Origin of the sequence: Nitrospirillum guaranorum (genome assembly GCF_034653275.1) — a bacterium.
In the GTDB taxonomy this organism is placed as follows: domain Bacteria; phylum Pseudomonadota; class Alphaproteobacteria; order Azospirillales; family Azospirillaceae; genus Nitrospirillum.
The window spans coordinates 1,652,054-1,668,482 of record NZ_JAYEES010000003.1; the positions used below are offsets into that span (position 1 = coordinate 1,652,054).

Annotated in this window: 13 protein-coding genes; 3 read left to right on the forward strand and 10 right to left on the reverse strand. The window is 67.9% G+C overall.

Annotated features, from left to right (window positions below):
• Nucleotide 1: 1 nt before the first annotated feature.
• The 5 genes from UAJ10_RS16555 to UAJ10_RS16575 all read right to left on the reverse strand — a co-directional run bounded on the left by UAJ10_RS16555 (nt 2) and on the right by UAJ10_RS16575 (nt 6,099).
• Nucleotides 2–766 (reverse strand): hypothetical protein, encoded by a 765-nt coding sequence (locus UAJ10_RS16555; RefSeq protein WP_145609230.1) that lies wholly within the window; start codon nt 764–766, stop codon nt 2–4.
• A gap of 131 nt (nt 767–897) precedes the next feature.
• The gene (locus UAJ10_RS16560; RefSeq protein WP_322916324.1) at nt 898–1,500 is read right to left on the reverse strand and encodes a glutathione peroxidase; all 603 of its coding nucleotides are present in this window, start codon (nt 1,498–1,500) and stop codon (nt 898–900) included.
• 102 nt (nt 1,501–1,602) lie between these two features.
• Nucleotides 1,603–3,936, reverse strand: coding sequence for an LPS-assembly protein LptD (locus UAJ10_RS16565; protein ID WP_322916325.1), 2,334 nt, complete (start codon nt 3,934–3,936; stop codon nt 1,603–1,605).
• Nucleotides 3,937–4,188: 252 nt separating this feature from the next.
• Nucleotides 4,189–4,431 carry an Lrp/AsnC ligand binding domain-containing protein gene (locus UAJ10_RS16570; RefSeq protein WP_004273252.1) on the reverse strand — a complete coding sequence of 81 codons (243 nt, stop codon included), beginning with the start codon at nt 4,429–4,431 and terminating at the stop codon, nt 4,189–4,191.
• 30 nt (nt 4,432–4,461) lie between these two features.
• Nucleotides 4,462–6,099 (reverse strand): DEAD/DEAH box helicase, encoded by a 1,638-nt coding sequence (locus UAJ10_RS16575; protein WP_322916326.1) that lies wholly within the window; start codon nt 6,097–6,099, stop codon nt 4,462–4,464.
• Nucleotides 6,100–6,826: 727 nt separating this feature from the next.
• Between UAJ10_RS16575 and UAJ10_RS16580 the strand changes: the two genes are divergently transcribed.
• Together UAJ10_RS16580 and UAJ10_RS16585 are read left to right on the forward strand one after the other, a co-directional pair.
• Complete coding sequence (locus UAJ10_RS16580; RefSeq protein WP_157999429.1) at nt 6,827–6,976, forward strand: hypothetical protein; 150 nt, start codon at nt 6,827–6,829, stop codon at nt 6,974–6,976.
• 217 nt (nt 6,977–7,193) lie between these two features.
• The gene (locus UAJ10_RS16585; protein ID WP_322916327.1) at nt 7,194–9,503 is read left to right on the forward strand and encodes a beta strand repeat-containing protein; all 2,310 of its coding nucleotides are present in this window, start codon (nt 7,194–7,196) and stop codon (nt 9,501–9,503) included.
• Nucleotides 9,504–9,565: 62 nt separating this feature from the next.
• Here UAJ10_RS16585 and parE read toward each other — a convergent pair whose 3' ends face one another.
• The gene (gene parE / locus UAJ10_RS16590) at nt 9,566–11,554 is read right to left on the reverse strand and encodes a DNA topoisomerase IV subunit B (RefSeq protein ID WP_322916328.1); all 1,989 of its coding nucleotides are present in this window, start codon (nt 11,552–11,554) and stop codon (nt 9,566–9,568) included.
• 134 nt (nt 11,555–11,688) lie between these two features.
• Between parE and UAJ10_RS16595 the strand changes: the two genes are divergently transcribed.
• Nucleotides 11,689–12,084, forward strand: coding sequence for an acyl-CoA thioesterase (locus tag UAJ10_RS16595; protein WP_322916329.1), 396 nt, complete (start codon nt 11,689–11,691; stop codon nt 12,082–12,084).
• A gap of 216 nt (nt 12,085–12,300) precedes the next feature.
• On the opposite strand, the gene UAJ10_RS16600 is transcribed toward UAJ10_RS16595, so the two are convergent.
• The 4 genes from UAJ10_RS16600 to UAJ10_RS16615 form a co-directional block, all read right to left on the reverse strand.
• Nucleotides 12,301–12,546, reverse strand: coding sequence for a hypothetical protein (locus UAJ10_RS16600; RefSeq protein ID WP_088871635.1), 246 nt, complete (start codon nt 12,544–12,546; stop codon nt 12,301–12,303).
• Nucleotides 12,547–12,819: 273 nt separating this feature from the next.
• A complete protein-coding gene (locus UAJ10_RS16605) occupies nt 12,820–13,248 on the reverse strand; it encodes a response regulator (protein WP_145609237.1) in 429 nt (142 codons plus the stop codon).
• Between the two features lie 221 nt (nt 13,249–13,469).
• Nucleotides 13,470–15,818, reverse strand: coding sequence for a M1 family metallopeptidase (locus UAJ10_RS16610; RefSeq protein ID WP_322916331.1), 2,349 nt, complete (start codon nt 15,816–15,818; stop codon nt 13,470–13,472).
• Nucleotides 15,815–16,165, reverse strand: coding sequence for a hypothetical protein (locus UAJ10_RS16615; RefSeq protein WP_322916332.1), 351 nt, complete (start codon nt 16,163–16,165; stop codon nt 15,815–15,817). The genes UAJ10_RS16610 and UAJ10_RS16615 overlap by 4 nt, the downstream gene beginning before the upstream one ends.
• Between the last annotated feature and the right edge of the window lie 264 nt (nt 16,166–16,429).

The following is a 16,429-nucleotide window of genomic DNA, read 5'->3' on the forward strand; positions in this document are numbered from 1 at the left end:
CTTACGGGAACGGGCAGTGATCGCCCACCACGTCCACGAAGGAGCGTGAGCCGGGGCTGATCTTGAAGCGGTACTCGGTGTCGTCGATGATCACCGAATGCTGGAGCGGCAGCATGCCCGTGGTCTGGGTTTCCTTGCCGTTCTTGTCGGTGAACTTCAGGGTGACCGGCTTGGCCGGGTCGAACCAGGACTGGGGCGCGCCGTCGGGGCTGCGCGACGTGGCGCCCTCGCCGGAGACGGTGATGGCGCCGTCGGCGAAGCCGGCCGAGGTGTTGGGCCCCTTGTACAACGAGGTCGACAGGACGAAGCGCTTGGTCTCCGCCTTGCCGCAGGAGCGGGGCGTGCCCGTCTGCTCGATGATCAGGGCCAGGCGGCCGGCGTCCACCCCCTCCACCATCTTCTTGGCCAGCAGGTCCTTCAGCCGGCCCAGGTCACCCGTGGGCACGTCGCGGTCATAGCGCACCTGCAGCTCGCTGACGCGCACCTCGGCGGTCTGCAGCGCCGCCTGCAACTGGGCGACCTTGCGCTCGGTCTCCTCCTTGGCGGACTGGGCCTGGGTCAGCTGCGTCTGCAGGCTTTGTTCCCGGCGGATCAGCTGTTCCTGCCCCACCTCATAGCTGAAGGCGCAGGCGACGCCGACGACACCCGCCAGCAGCAGGAACTTGCCCAGACGCCCCCAGAAACGGCGGCGGGCCCGGCGGCTGTGATCATAAAGGCCATAACTCATGGTGGCGCCAACACCCAGCAGATAGGTCAGGGAGAACAAGGAATTAGTAAGCCCGGGAAACGACGTCTCCCGGGCCTGACCCTAGCGGGGCCGCCTTCCAAACTCAAGCGGCTGTCGGCCCATACGCAATCCGGGGCGGTGGCCCACCCCGGCCGCTGCCGCATCGGTACTCACCCGTTATGCGGCAGCGCCGCGTCGATGGCGGCCTTCAGTTCCGGCGATTCCGGTTCCACCTTGCTGGGGAAGGCGGCGATCAACGCCCCCTCCGGGCTGATCAGGTACTTGTGGAAGTTCCATTTCGGCGCGCCCTTGGCGGCGCTGACCCATTTGTAGAAGGGATGGGCCTTGCCGCCGGTCACCGTTTCCTTCTCCGTCATGGGGAAATCGACGGCGAAGTTGGCGTCGCAGAAGTGCTTGATCTCCTTGTTGCTGCCCGGCTCCTGGTCGGCGAAGTCGTTGGCGGGCACGCCCAGCACCACCAGGCCCTTGTCCTTGTACGCGGTGTAGAGGGCCTCCAGGCCCTTGTACTGCGGGGTGAAGCCACAGAGGGAGGCGGTGTTCACCACCAGGATGGCTTTGCCCTTGAACTGGCTGAGGGGCAGCGGATCGCCATCGATGGACGTGAACTTGTAATCGTAGGCCGAGCCCGCGGCGGAGCTGGGCAACGAGGCGGCGGCATCGACCTGGCGGGTGGCGGCCAGGCCGGCAAGGGCCACGGTGGCCATGGCCAGGCCCCGGAACAGGACGCGGCGGGTCAGCAGGGAAGCGGGCATGGGGTTCTTCCTTGGATATCGGCGGCGGGCCCCCGCTGCCTTGGGGGCTCCGCCTGGTCGCGATATCGAACTATAAACCCCGTAACCGGGTTACCTGCAAAACTAATGCGCGGTGCCGGTGAAGGCCGGGCTGACGAACATGCCCAGCTTGTTGAAGATCATGCGGAAGTAAATGCGGTTGCCCGACGCCAGGCCGACGCGCTGGGCGTAATCACGCTCCATGATCAGCGAGAAGGTGTAGCAGTCGTCCTGATAGGTGGTGGTCAGGCTGGTGGACACGGGGCCGCCGCCCTCGGCCAGGTTGTACCGGGTGGAAAGGCCCACCGTGTAGTACTTGAGGAAGGACGAGGTCACGCCGCCGCTGACTTCCTGCAGGTTGGCGGTGGTGTCGGCCGTGGTGCCGTTCTGCAGTTCCAGTTTGTTAATGTACAGATAGCTGCCGGACACGCGGAAGACGGACGGGCCGAACGATCCGGTGAAATCGTGCATGCGCTGGGCGCCACTGGTCGGGTCCAGCCGGAAGCCGTAGCTGATGTCCATCCACGGGCTGGGCGTCAGCTCCAGACGGCCGACATAGTCGGACTGGCGGCTGTACAGGCCCGAATTGACCGCGAAGTCGGTGTTGTGCTGCAGGCGGTAGCTCTGGCCGAAGAACAGGGTGCTGCTGCCGCCGCCATTGCCGTAGACGCCGGCGCGAACGCCGTAGGTCACGCGCTGGCCGCCATCGAGAAGGTCCACGCCGGGGTAGCGGCTGAGGCGGAACAGGTTGGTGGAATCGAACTCGATGTCCTCGCTGTCCTCGTTCGGCAGGTCGCGGCTGTTGTGATAGTTGGGCGCGGCGGTGAAGGCCACGATGGGCTCGATCATCTCCGACACGGTGCCGTCCTCGCGCACGAAGGGCAGGCGGGTCATGATCTGGCCCTGGGGGAAGATGCGGACGCGGGTGAAGTCGTCGCGCGGGCCGCCGTTGGCCGCGTCCTTCAGGTTGCCGATGGCGTAGGCGTCGGTCCGCAGCAGGGCGTTCACGGTGGTGACCATGCCCAGGCTGTTGGTGTAGTCGCCCTGCCAGCCGCTGACCTGCGAGGCCCGGCGGGACCGCACGCCCTGTTCGCGCCAGAGGTCCAGGTATTGCGCGTCGAAGGACCAGCGGCCACCCAGCGTTTCGCCCGGCTCGCCCAGGGCGCTGTAGGTGATCAGCGGCAGGGCCACCGGCTCTTCCAACGTGTTGGACGGGCGCAGGTCCTGGAAGCCATAGATGCCGGCGTTGAAATAGTCGCGGCCGGCGAAGTGCTCGGTGTAGAGGCGGCTGGTCAGCAGCTGCTCAGCGCTGTAGTTGTAGCGCAGCAGGAAGTTGTTGTCGGTGACCCTGTTCAGGTCGAAGCCCCACCGCCAGGAATCGTCGATGTCGAAGCGGCCGATGCCCTGCGCCCAGCCGCGCAGCTCCGTCGGGCTGATGGTGCCGTTGGACGACGCCTGCGGGTTCTGCGTGTAGGTGGCGGCCCCCTGCAGTTCCAGGTAGCCGTTGGTGAAGCGCTGGCGATATTTCGTGCCGATGAGCAAGCCGTCGTTGGCGCTGGGCAGCAGGTCGAACAGCAGGTCCTTGTCCGGCGAGACGTCGTAGTAATACTTCACCCGCGCGAACATGCCCAAATTGGTGTTGTAGCCGATGGTGGGCGTCAGGAAGCCGCTGCGCCGGTCCACCGTGGGGTCGGGCATGGAGAAGGCGGGCAGGTAGGTGATGGGCACGCCCGCCACCTCGATGGTGGCGTCGCGGAAGTAAATGTCGTGCGAGGTGTTGTCGTGTGTCACCTGCTTGGCGCGAATCTGCCAGGTGGGTGGCCGCGTGGGATCGTCCTCGCACAGCTTGCAGGGGCTGTAAGTGCCGCGGGTGACGCGGGTATAGCGGCCGTCGATGCGTTCGGCCTGATAGCCCGCCAGGCGGCTGTTGTCCTGCAACAGCATGCGCGACTGGTCGACGAAGGCCTGTTTCTGGTCCTCCGTCAGCTCCGCATAGTCGCCGAACATCACCTCGCCGTCCGGCTGGATCATGACGACGTGGCCGCTGGCGGTGATGACGTTGGAGCGCTCGCTATAGCTGATGGTGTCGGCCAGCACGACGTGGCCACCCTGCGACAGCTGCACGTTCCCGGTCGCGGTGGTGATGCCCAGTTCATTGTCCGTGTCGACCTGGTCGGCCTCCAGCAGGACGGGCGGCTGGTCCTTTTTCGGCGCGGCCTGAGGCGGCGCGGCCGGAACGGGTGCTGCCACGGGTGCTGCAGGGGGGGCGGCGGGCGCGCCGGGGGAAGGCGGCATCGGCTGCTGCTGCTGAGCCAGTGCGGTGCTGGACATCAGGCCGACCATCAAAGCGGCGGCGATGGCGGCACGCCGCCGCGTGGCGGCCATGGACGGCTCCGCAGTCAGGGCACGGGGGGTCAACGTGTCGCACTCCCCGTCAGCTCGCCCGAGTGCACGCAGGGGCTGGGGGTGGGGATGCCGCTGTTCCGGGCCATGTGGCCGATGTCCTTGCTCCGCTTCATGGATCACCTTCTTGCCCATGCCGTGGGCCAAGTCAACACGGCTGGCCCGTTCCACGGGTTCATCTCCCGATATCGTCGGCGCGTGACCCGGAAACACCATCCTGGGAAACGCCACGGGCGGCACCAACCCCGCGAAGGGGCGGCGGGGATGTCAGGTGAAGGCCTTGAAGGTGATGATGGTGAAAGTGTCCTTGACGCCCGGCAAGGTCTGCAGGCGCTGGGTGACGAAATGGCCGATGTCCGCCTCGTCACCCAGGTAGCACTTCATCATCAGGTCGTACTGGCCGGAGATGGAATGGACCTCGGAAACCTCTTCCAAGGTCTCCACAGCCGAATCGGCCACGTCGTAGGCCTTGCCCAGCTCGCACTTGATCTGCACGAAGATGGTCTGCATGGGATGCTTCCAAGCCTCCGGCGTTCGCCGTCACGCCTCGGGCGTGTCGGAACCGTCAAAAGTTTCCGTCGGAACGGCGCGGGCCACAGGACGGGCCACGCGCAGCATGAAGGCCGGCACGTCATCGCCGAAGCCGACGACCGTCGGGCCGTCATCCTCGTCCCGCCAGCGGCGCCGCGGCTCGCCCCGGTCATCCTGGCGCGGGGGACGGGTGTCGGCGCGGCCCCCCTCGTTCCGGCCGCCTTCGCGGGCCTCGCCCCGGTTATCGCGGCTCCGGTTGCGGTCACGGTCACGGCCGCCCCGCTCTGGACGGTCCTGGCGCTCAGGGCGTTCCTGGCGTTCGGGCCGCTCCTGGCGCTCCGGCCGGCGGGCCTCCACCGCTTCCTCCGCCACGGGCGCGGCTTCGACCTGGGCTTCGCGCGGGGCCTCGGGGGCGGCGTCGCCCCGGCTGCCCCGGCGACGGCTGCCGCTCTTGGCGGCGCTGTCGCTCCGGCCACCGCGACGGCGGCGTCCGCCCTCGCTCTCGCCCTCGGACATGTCCGGGGTTTCCAGGCCGTCAATCATGATGCGCGGGATCTCGCGGCCGATCAGCTTTTCAATGGCGCCCAGGGTGCGGCCGTCGTCCGGCGTGGCCAGCATGAAGGCGCGGCCGGTCTTGCCGGCGCGGCCCGTGCGGCCGATGCGGTGGACGTAGTCGTCGGCGTGGTGGGGCACGTCGAAGTTGAACACGTGGCTGACGCCGGCGATGTCGATGCCGCGCGCGGCCACGTCGCTGCAGCACAGCAGGGCGATCTCACCCTGGCGGAACTGCTCCAGCGTCTCGGTGCGCTTGGACTGCACCATGTCGCCGTGCAGGGCGCCGGCGTTGAAGCCGTGCCTGGTCAGCGACTGGTGCAGAAGGGCGACGTCGCGCTTGCGGTTGCAGAAGATGAAGGCGTTCTTCACGTCCTCCGTCCGCAGCAGGTGGCGCAGGGCTTCGCGCTTGTCCTCGCCCCGCACCATGGCGACCGCCTGGGTGACGGTGGCGGCGGGGGAGGCCGGCGGCGCCACCGTGATCTCGCGCGGGTTCATCAGGAAGGCGTCGGCCAGGCGCCGGATCTCCGGCGGCATGGTGGCCGAGAAAAACAGCGTCTGGCGCATCTTGGGCAGCAGGCCGACGATGCGCTCGATATCCGGGATGAAGCCCATGTCCAGCATGCGGTCGGCTTCGTCGATCACCAGGATCTTGATGTCCGACAGCAGGATGTTGCCGCGATCGAACAGATCCATCATGCGGCCCGGGGTGGCGATCAGGACGTCGACGCCGCGCTCCAGCTTCTTGATCTGGTCGCCAAAGGATTCGCCGCCGATCAGCAGCGCCATGTTCAGCTTATGGTACTTGCCGTAGACCTCGAAGTTCTCGGCCACCTGCGCCGCCAGCTCGCGCGTCGGCTCCAGGATCAGCGAGCGCGGCATGCGGGCGCGGGCGCGACCCGACGCCAGGATGTCGATCATGGGCAGGGTGAACGACGCCGTCTTGCCGGTGCCGGTCTGGGCGCAGCCCAGCACGTCGCGGCCCTGCAACACCCAGGGGATCGCCTTTTCCTGAATCGGGGTCGGCTGGCTATAGCCCGCGTCTTCAACCGCGCGAAGGACTTCCGGGCCTAGCCCAATTTCCGAGAAAAGCATGCGACCTTATATCTGTATGATGTGCGTCGTTAAAAGGACGGGACCCGGCGGAACCGCCGCGCCCCCCTTGGGTCAAGCGCCGGGCCGGCGGGGCCGCCATCCCGCGCCAAGCCCGTTTCTAAACGGGATCGGGGCCGCATCCAGGCCTGCACATGGCGGCCTGGCGCCGCCCATACCGGAACCACACGCGACTTGGCGGAAGTCGCGGCATGATCTAGGGTCGCGCGTTCGATATCAATTCCAGCCCGCAAGGGCAAGGATTTCCTTTAATGTCAACTGTTGTGTCATCTTCCGCGCCCGGGTCCGGCGCGGGGGGAAGGCCGTTTTCTTTTCTGTTGCCGGGTTTGCTGTACGACGCGGGGCTGTGGCGGTCCCGAATGCGCCAGTTGGCATCGAGCCAGAGGGGCGGGGCCCAATCCTCCCGCCGCCGAGTCGATGGCCGGTGTCCTCCCCGGCGCGTCGCTGGGGAGACCGAACGGCGCGGCTATCCGCCGCCCCTGGACTGGCCGGCGGAACCAGACGCCGCATGCGCGAATGGGCGGGCATGGGGTGAGGCGCCGCCAAGGGGATGTCGAGCTCGGGGCAGCCCTTGTTTTGGCCGGCGGAACCCCCATCCTCATTAAGAGATGACACGACTTTGTCACCTGGCCGGTTGCGCATCCAGCGAGAACTGGTCTAGGCTTCCCTTGTCGGCTCAACCGCCCCTTGCTTCATAAGGACGATATCCATGGTCACCATCGGCATCGCTGCTTTCCTCGGCCTCAGCCTGCTCGCCGCGCTGTCCATCGCCGCCGTGAAGCCGGCGGAGGCGAATGCCCATCATGGGCATGGCGGCCACGGCCATGATGATCACGGTCACGGCGGCCACGGCCACTGAGCTTCTCCACTCCTGATTTCCGGTAATGGCGGCGCTGGTTCGCAGCTTTGCCGATCATCCGGTTTGCTTGAAAAAGGCCGCAGTGATGCGGCCTTTTTTTATTAGGCGCGAGTAAGCCCAGACCAATTATAATCTTATGCGCGGTGTACAACGGCGGGGGTGATCGCCATATGGCCACCTTGCCTGTTGAGCTTGCGTGTTTGTTGGGGAACGCACGATGGCGACCATTGTTACCGCGAATAATCGTTCGACGCTGGCGAACAGCGGCACGCTTATCGTGCAGGGGAACCGCGACACCATCGTCGGGTCCGGCAACACCATCACCCTGCTGCAGTCGACCATCAACGGCGTGACCAGCATCGTCGGCGGCGGCAACACCATCGTCGACAGTTTCGCCGGCAACACCATCGCGGTGGGGGGCGGGGTGATCTCCGTTACCGCCACGGCCGACGTGATCACCCTCCTCGGCGGCGGCAACATCGTCAATGTCAATAACAACAACACCGTCGTCGACAGCTATTCCGGCGACCATGTGTCCTTCAACGGCTTCGCCTCCAGTTTCACCGGAAGCCTGAATTTCCTGACCATCGCCAAAAGCGGCGGCCTGACCGTCAATGGCACCGGCAACCAAGTCACGCTGAACGGCTCGGGAACGCTGAACCTGAACACTTCGGGCAACGCCGTCACCGAACTGGGCAGCAACTCCACCATCGTCCTGGCCGCGACCAACCTGGTGGAAACGGTGACGGGCACGGCCGACACCGTGTTCCTGAACTACGCCAGCAACGCCCTGTCGGTGGGCGGCAGCAATATGCTGGTCCAGGCGGCGGGCAACACCATCCATGTCCTGGCCGGCGCCAGCAACGTGACCGTCACCGGATCGAAGAAGGGGGCCAACCGCCTCTACGCCGGTACCCGCACCATCACCACCCAGTCCGATCTGGCGCTGAACGGCGACGGCACGTCGCTGAACTTCCTGTCCGGCGGCAGCGCCACCTTGACCGGCCCGGCCAACGCCAGCCCGACCACCATCCTGGGCCGCGACGCCACGCTCACCGCCGCCGGGCCGGGGTTTAACGTCAGCTTGGCGGCCAATGGCCAAACCTTGCTGGGTAATGGCGAGACCATCAGCGTGGCCGCGATCGGCGACACCATCGCCGGCACCGCCAGCACCGTCACCGTGGCGCAGGGGGCCGCCGCCACCATCAGCGGCACCAACAACATCGTCACCGTCGGCGATGGCGGCAGGGCCGCGGTGCAGGGTGCCGGCAATATCGTCACCGCCGTGGGCGGCGCCATCGTGGCCGCGACGGCCGCCGCCACGACGGTGGTGGCCAACGCCACGGGCGCGACGCTGTCGGGCTCGCCCGCCGCCACCATCCGCTATGATGCCAGCGGCATGACCATCAACCTGGTCAGCGGGCGCGCCTCGATCACGGGGGGCGGCAAGGTCGACACGCTGACCAACGTGGGCATCCTGCTGGCCGCCGGCAACAACGACACGCTGATCGCGGGCGGCGGCGCCACACTGTCGCTGACCGGTACGGGCGACCAGGTCACCTTGACCGGCGGCAAGAACGTCGTGCTGGGCAGCGCCGTCAGCCGCGCGACCATCACCGTCACCGCCAGCAACAGCGTCGAGAGCATCAGCGCCACCGGCGATACCATCCTGGTGCAGGGGACGGGGGATACGTTGACCCTGGCCGGCACGGGCAACCAGGTGACCACCTCGGCGGGCGGCAGCCTCATCCTGGACGCCAAGGCCAGCGCCACCCTAAACGGGGATGGCGACACCGCGACCATCGCCAGTGGCGCCAGCCTGACAGTGACCGGCGGAAATGACACGATCACCGCCTCCGGCGCGACGCTGACGGTGGCGGCACCCGCCGGCGCGGCCGAGACGGTCAACGGCACCAACACCGCCATCGCACTGACTGTCGCGGGCGAAACCCTGGCCCTCAACGGCACGGGCAACAGCGTGACGGCGGGCGGTGACACCATCACCCTGGCCGCCAAGTCCAGCGACACCGTCAACGGCGCCGGCAACGTGGTCACGGTTGGCGCCCAGGGTGGCCTGAAAATGACGGGGACCGGCAACGCCATCACCCTGACCGGCGGCGGGGACGCGCTGAACCTGACCGGGACCGGCAACACCATCGTCATGGCCGGCACCGGCGCCGCCCTGTCCCTGTCCAGCAACGGGGTAGGCCCCAGCGGCGAGCTGGACCTGTTTGTCACCCATGACAAGGTCTGGCTGCAGCGCGCGGGCAACGACCTGGTGGTGGAGCAGCTGGGGGCGGGGCAGGCGGCGCGCCTGGCGAACTGGTTCACCAGCACCAGCGCCGAGGTCGCCACCATCAAGGCCAGCGACGGCGTGCTGTTGACGCCGACGGATGTCGCCACCCTGCTGGGCAAGATGACCACCTTCACCAACGGCCACGCGGGCTTCAACCCGCTGACCACCAGCCAGACCAGCACCGGCAACAGCTATTATGCCGGCGCCTTGAACGGCGTCTGGCACGGCTGAAAAAGCAAAACGCCCGGACGGTGTTTCCGTCCGGGCGTTGTCGCATGTACGTCCCATGAGCCTTAAACGTCTAGGTCCTGCGCGAACTTGGCGTTTTCCTGGATGAACTTGAAGCGCAGCTCGGGCTTGCGGCCCATCAGGCTTTCCACCAGGCTGGCCGTGTTTTCCGCGTCGTCCTTCTGCTCGGGGTCGCGGAGGTCCGGCACCGTCACGCGCAGCAGGGTGCGGCGCGCCGGGTCCATGGTGGTTTCCTTCAGCTGGCTGGGCTGCATCTCGCCTAGGCCCTTGAAGCGGCTGATCTCCACCTTCTGGTTGGCCTTGAACACGGTGGCCATCAGCTCGTCCTTGTGGGCGTCGTCGCGGGCGTAGCGGACGTTGCTGCCCTGGGACAGGCGGTACAGCGGGGGCAGGGCGAGGAACAGGTTGCCGTTCTCGATCAGCGCCGGCATCTCACGGTAGAAGAAGGTCATCAGCAGCGAGGCGATGTGGGCGCCGTCGACGTCGGCGTCCGTCATGATGACGATGCGCTCGTAGCGCAGCCGGTCGGGGGAGAAGTCCTTGCCGGCGCCGCAGCCCAGGGCCTGCACCAGGTCGCTCAGTTCCTGGTTGCCGCGCAGCTTGTCCGTGCTGGCCGAGGCCACGTTCAGGATCTTGCCGCGCAGGGGCAGGATGGCCTGGGTCTCGCGGTTGCGCGCCTGCTTGGCGCTGCCGCCGGCGCTGTCGCCCTCGACGATGAAGATCTCGGTGCCTTCGGAGCTTTGGCGCGAGCAGTCGGCCAGCTTGCCTGGCAGGCGCAGGCGGCGGGTGGGGGTCTTGCGCGCCATGTCCTTGGCGGCGCGGCGCCGCGCCCGCTCTTCCGCCTTTTCCACCAGGCGGTCCAGCAGCACCTTGGCGGCGTCGGGCGCGGCCGACAGCCAATGGTCGAAGTGGTCCTTGATGGCCGCCTCGGTCAGGCGCACGGCCTCGGCGCTCACCAGCTTTTCCTTGGTCTGGCCTTGGAACTGCGGGTCGCGGATGAAGACGGACAGCAGGATGGTGGCGCCATCCACCACGTCCTCGGCCGTCAGGGACGGGCCCTTGCGGTTGCCCACCAGCTCGCCATAGCCCTTCAGGCCGCGCGTCAGCGCCTGGCGCAGGCCCTGTTCGTGGGTGCCGCCCTGGGGCGTGGGGATGGTGTTGCAGTAGGTGTGGCTGAAGCCCTCGTCATCCTCGGGCCAGGCCACCGCCCATTCCACGCGGCCGGCCTGGTTGGGGAAGTCGGCCTGGCCCGCGAAGGCGGTGGGGGTGACGGTGCGCCGGTCCTTCAGGGCCGACATCAGATAGTCCAGCAGCCCGTTCGGGAAGTGCAGGGTCTCAGCCGCAGGGACGGCGCTGTCATCGCTCAGCAGCGAGGGATCGCAGCTCCAGCGGATTTCCACGCCCCGGAACAGATAGGCCTTGGACCGCGCCATGCGGTACAGCCGCTCCGCCTTGAAATGCGCGCCTTCGCCGAAGATCTGGGCGTCGGGGTGGAAGCGCACCAGGGTGCCGCGGCGGTTGTTCACCGGGCCGGCGTTCACCAGGGGCGTCAGGGGCACGCCCCGGCTATAGCTTTGCGTATAGAGGGTGCGGTCGCGGGCGACCTCCACCGTCAGCTGGTCGGTCAGGGCCGTGACGACGGACAGGCCCACGCCATGCAGGCCGCCGGAGGTGGCGTAGACCTTCCCGCTGAACTTGCCACCGGAATGCAGGGTGGTGAGGATGACCTCCAGCGCCGACTTGCCTGGGTATTTCGGGTGGTCGTCCACCGGGATGCCCCGGCCGTTGTCGCGGATGGACACGGTGCCGTCGGCCGCCAATTCCAGGTCGATGCGGGTGGCGTGGCCGGCCACCGCCTCGTCCATGGCGTTGTCCAGCACCTCGGCCACCAGATGGTGCAGGGCACGTTCATCCGTGCCGCCGATGTACATGCCAGGGCGGCGGCGGACAGGCTCCAGCCCCTCCAGGACCTCGATGTCCTGGGCGGAATAGCTGTCTTGCTTGCGGGCGGTATTCTGAAACAGGTCGCTCATACCCCATTATAGGAGTGGGCGTCGCCGCAGTTCAAGGACCGGGGCGGCGGGTCAGCCCGGATAACCACCACATTTTGTAAGGATGCCTGCAGCACCCTCCCAAATCGGGGGTGCCCGGCCTGGAGTACGAACCCATGAACGACCAACCGCCCGCCCCCGATTTCTCCACGGCGCCGGCGCTGCGCACCTTCGCCATGCCGGCGGACACCAACGCCAACGGCGACATCTTCGGCGGCTGGGTGCTGTCGCAGATGGATCTGGCCGGCGCCGCCAAGGCCGTGCGGCGGGCGCGGGGCAGGGTGGCGACGGTGGGCATCGAGGCCATGAAGTTCTATCGCCCGGTGGCGGTGGGCGATGAGCTGAACTGCTATACCGAGATCCTGGCCGTGGGCCGCACCTCCATCCGCGTGCGCATCGACACCTGGGTGCGCCGGGGCGCCACGGGCGAGGCGGTGCAGGTGACCGAAGGCGTCTTCACTTACGTCGCCATCGGCGAAGACGGCCGCCCCCGTCCCGTCGAAGCGGAGTGAGTGTTTGGGCGCCGTCAAGCGCCCGCCCCTTCATTTAGCTGATTCTTCCTAGGCCGCGACTGCGGCTGCCGGAGCGAGCACCGAAGGGCGCAGCGAGGATAAGCCAAGCGGCCGGATGGCCGCGCCCGGCGCCTGAGGGGACACGCAAAACGAAAACAGGCCCGTTCCGGTGCGGAACGGGCCTGTAAACGTTAGGCCAAAGCCCCGACGAAGTGCTTAGTTGCCCTTCGGGGGTTCGGTCGTGGAGGGCTCCGGCGTGGCCGGGGCCGGGGTGGCGTCGGACGGGGCCGGCGCCGGGGTGGCGGTGCTGTCAGCCGGGGCGGCGGCCGGGGGTTCGGCGGCGGGCGCCGCCGGGGCGGCAGCCGGAGCTTCGGTCTTGGCAGGGGCCGGGGCGTCGTGCTTGTCGCAAGCAGCCAGGCCAACCAACAGAACCGGGGCGAGCATCAGGGCTTTAAAGCGCATATTCCTCTCCTTCTATGCGTCTTTACGCGCGGATTGGTTCCGCACGTCTTGACGTCGTGGCCGGAGGCTCCCGAGCCACGACAATGATTTTGCAGCACCTTCCGGCGGAATTAAGGCAACGCGGCCGGCCAATGCGGGAAACCCTGCCGGCGCGTTAACCACGACGGAACGCTACCGCCTTGATAACACGCCAGTCCGGACATCATTCCAAGCAGGAATTCGTCCTAGGCCTTTTTGACCTGGGGGCGGGCGCCACTCAACGAGGATTTCCGTCTAGTCCTTGGGTGCGGCAAGCCGCCGCAACGCCAAGTCCAGGGCCGACTTCAACTGTCCCGCGGAATATGGCTTTTGCACGAAGCCCAAGGGATAGGTCAGGCTGGCACGGGCCATGGTCTGCTCATCCGTGTAGGCCGACAGGAAGACCGACCGCAGGCTGAATTCATTCCTGAGTCGCCGGGCCGTGTCGATCCCGTCCACCGTGCCCTTGAGGCGGATGTCCATCAGGGCCAGGTCGGGATGGCTGCTGGCGGCCAGCGCGATGGCCTCGGGTTCCGACGCCGCGATGCCGCAGACGTAATAGCCCAGATCCTCGACCGTCAGGCGTATGCCCAAGGCCACCAGGGCGTCATCCTCCACGATCATCAAACGGACTGCGGCGTCATCGCCGTTGTCGGCGTCCCGGTTGATTTCTGCCTGACTCATGCTTCCCCTGACTGGTCATCCCCGACGCGATGCCTTGTGGAAGCCGCCCCCCGGCGTGCGCCCCACGCATGTCCTCACACGGGGCGTTCCCGCCCCAGGCCCTCGCGCCCGCCTGGGGCGGAGAGCCGTATTGCAGCACTGTTCCTTCAGTAGGTACAGCAAGCCATGGACCTAAACAATTCAGCCAGATGATCGAAACTTTCGGATTTACACTTTAGGGATTATTGCTTTTGTCCCGATGTTGGGGACGGGGGGCCCGAGCGTTGGGCGGCGCACAGGCGGATGCGCTCCACCGCCTGGTCCACCGTGCGCCCGCCGCCCTCCAACTCGCCCGCCATGGGGCGGAAGAAGCCCTCCACCTGGTCGGCGGCGGTGGCGCTGCACAGCCCTTCCAACGGCAGGGTCAGCGCGCCCAAGGTGGCGGAGGAACCGCGGGCGCGCAGATGGGCCATGTTGGCCTGGACCCAGGCCCAATAGGCGGGGACATGGCTGGATTCGCGCCCCTGGCCGCGAATCAGCATGTTGACCTCGTTCAGTTTCAGCCAAGGCGCGAACACCAGGTCGCGCACCTCCGCCGCCAGGGTGGGATCGGTCACCCGGTTCAAGGCGTCCAGCGCCATTTCCCGCTCTTCCGCGTCGGTGGAGGATCGCAGCTGGTCGACCAGGGCGCTGATGTAGGGGCGCCCCAGTTCCTGGGCCATGACCGCCATGCCCGTGGCCCGTACCTCCGCCGGCGGCGGGGCGTCGGCCGCCCGCATCACGGCCATCAAGCGGGCCCGCACATCCTCGTCCCGCAATTCCAGCGCCAGGAAGGCCGCCAGCCGGTCACGCAGCAGGGCGGTGTTCTCCGGCGCCACACGATCCAGCTTGCCTGGCGTCAGGCCCACGCGGGCCAGCACCGGCCGCCAGGCCTGCAGCAGGAACAGGCGCAGGGCGGCCCGGTCGCCATCGGTCGGCGCCTGGTCCAACAACTGCTTCAGCCGGGGGAAGGGGGCGGAGGCCACGTCCCAGGCCGGCACGGTGGCCACGCTGACGGCGGCGCTGAGGTACAGCGACTGGGGCTGGTGGCCGGCCGCGACCTCGCCCCACAAGCTTTCCAGCAGGGCCAGTTGCTCCGCCGCCGGCAGGCGCGGCAGCACGGCCAGCAGCCGGCGCCAGTGTTCGGTCGTCAGCGACAGCCGGAAATAGCCGCTGCCGGTGGCGTTGGGGATCAGCACCGCCGGGCAGGCGGACTGGCTGAGGGGGAAGGCCTGGCGCGCCGACGTCACCATCATGCACGCGGGGGAGCCGGCCGCGCCCGGCCGCACGCACAGGGGCAGGGTCCAGTGCGCCGCCGTGGCGGCCTCGGACCCCAGGGGGCGGTAGCGGCGCTGGGCCGTCAGGACCTGCAGCCCGGTGCGCGGGCAGGTCCAGCCCAGCGACAGGCGCGGCACGCCCGGCAGGTTGATGTAGGAGCGCAAGGAGTCGACCAGCACTGGGTCGTGCACCGTGTCGGCCAGGGCGCCGAAGAAATCCTGGGCTGTCGCCACGCCGTCGATATGGCGGCGCAGGTGCGTGGCCACCGCCTTGCGGAAGGCGGCGGGGCCGATGTAGCCCTCCACCATCGACAGCACGCCGGCCCCCTTGCGGTAGGTGATGTTGTCGAAGGCGGTTTCGATGTCGCTGGTGGTGGTGATGGGCTGGTGGATGGTGCGCGTGGAGGCCAGGGAGTCCAGATCCATGGCCTCCAGCGCCTCCTGCTCCACCACGCGGGCGGTCAGCATGCGCGGCTGCCAGGCATCCACCGCCTTGGGCGCCAGCCAACTGGCGAACGCCTCGTTCAGCCAGATGTCGTCCCAGCCGGCCGGCGTCACCAGGTCGCCGAACCATTGGTGGGCGATCTCATGGGCGTGCAGCACCAGGAAGCGGCGGCGCGCGTCCACCGTGTCATCAGCCCGCACCAGCAGGCGCTGTTCGCTGTAGAGGATGGTGCCGGCGTTCTCCATGCCCACGGCGTCGAAGTCGGGGGCCGCGATCAGGTCCAGCTTGCCGTAGGCGTAGGGGATGCCGAAGTAGCGTTCCATCGTCAGGAACAGGCCCGGCGTGACCGACAGGGCATAGGCCAGGCGCGAACCCTTGCCATGCAGGGCCACGCCGCGCAGGGGGATGGGCCGGCGGCGGGCGCCGCTGGGCGGGATGGTTGGCCCCTTCACGATGTCCAGCGGCCCCACCGCGAAGGCCAGCAGGTAGGTGGGCAAGGGTCGGGTGGGCGCGAAGGTCAGGCGCCGGCCGCCGCCGGGCAGCGCCTCCTCCCGCACGGGCAGGGTGTTGGTCACCGCCTCGTCCCCCGCCTTCACCGTCAGGGTGATGTCATAGGGCGTCTTGAAGCGTGGCTCGTCGAAGCACGGCCAGGCCTGGCGGGCGCTGATGGCCTCGAACTGGCTGAAGGCGTAGTTCAGCCCTTTCTCGCTGACCCGGTAGAGACCGTCCAGCGAGGGGTCGAAGGGGGCGGTGTAGGTGAAGTGCAGGGTCAGGGTTTGCGGTGCCAGCGACCGGAGGAAGCCCATGCGGGCCACACCGTCCGGCGTCACCTGGTCCCAGGTGGCGGGCAGATGTTCCCCGCCGCCGTCACCACCTCGGCGGACGTCATGTCCAGGTCGCGGCCGTTCAGCCAGATGTGGTCCGCCGTCCTGCTCAGCGCGACCTTGATCTCCACCTGGCCGGAGTATTCGGTCTGGTCCGGATCTATGGCCAGGTTCAGGCGGTAGCGCAGGGGGCGCGCCGTGTCGGGCAGGCGCACGGTGGGCACCACCTCTTCCGTGTCGGCCTGCGCCTTCAGGGGCTTGGGCTTGGCCGCCCAGGCGTCGGCCCGGGGCGGCAGCAGGGCCGCGAGGACCAGGGCCAGGAACAGGACCGTGAGGCGGGGCAGGGTGGGCAAGGCGGTCGGTGTTTCCTGGCTGGTCGGTCGTCGAGTGCCGCGCACTATGGCCGTGACGTTCCATCGCGCGCAACGTCCCGATGCGGCTAGGACTTCGGTCGAGGGGCGGGACCCGCGCAGGGTCATGCAAGCGACGCTGTTCCCGTGTAGGGTGTCGCGACTTTCACGGACCGAAGGCTTGGAAATATGCGGTGCTGGGCGCGTGTGGCGGCGATTGCGGTGGTGGCTTGGTCGGCGTGGGCGGTGGCGGCATGCGCGGGAGCG

Bases quoted from the DNA above. Each gene is read 5' to 3' on its own strand.
- UAJ10_RS16580 (WP_157999429.1), top strand. From the start codon at position 6,827: ATGGTCACCATCGGCATCGCTGCTTTCCTCGGCCTCAGCCTGCTCGCC.
- UAJ10_RS16595 (WP_322916329.1), top strand. From the start codon at position 11,689: ATGAACGACCAACCGCCCGCCCCCGATTTCTCCACGGCGCCGGCGCTG.
- UAJ10_RS16575 (WP_322916326.1), bottom strand. From the start codon at position 6,099: ATGCTTTTCTCGGAAATTGGGCTAGGCCCGGAAGTCCTTCGCGCGGTT.
- UAJ10_RS16605 (WP_145609237.1), bottom strand. From the start codon at position 13,248: ATGAGTCAGGCAGAAATCAACCGGGACGCCGACAACGGCGATGACGCC.
- UAJ10_RS16570 (WP_004273252.1), bottom strand. From the start codon at position 4,431: ATGCAGACCATCTTCGTGCAGATCAAGTGCGAGCTGGGCAAGGCCTAC.
- parE (WP_322916328.1), bottom strand. From the start codon at position 11,554: ATGAGCGACCTGTTTCAGAATACCGCCCGCAAGCAAGACAGCTATTCC.
- UAJ10_RS16560 (WP_322916324.1), bottom strand. From the start codon at position 1,500: ATGCCCGCTTCCCTGCTGACCCGCCGCGTCCTGTTCCGGGGCCTGGCC.
- UAJ10_RS16600 (WP_088871635.1), bottom strand. From the start codon at position 12,546: ATGCGCTTTAAAGCCCTGATGCTCGCCCCGGTTCTGTTGGTTGGCCTG.
- UAJ10_RS16585 (WP_322916327.1), top strand. From the start codon at position 7,194: ATGGCGACCATTGTTACCGCGAATAATCGTTCGACGCTGGCGAACAGC.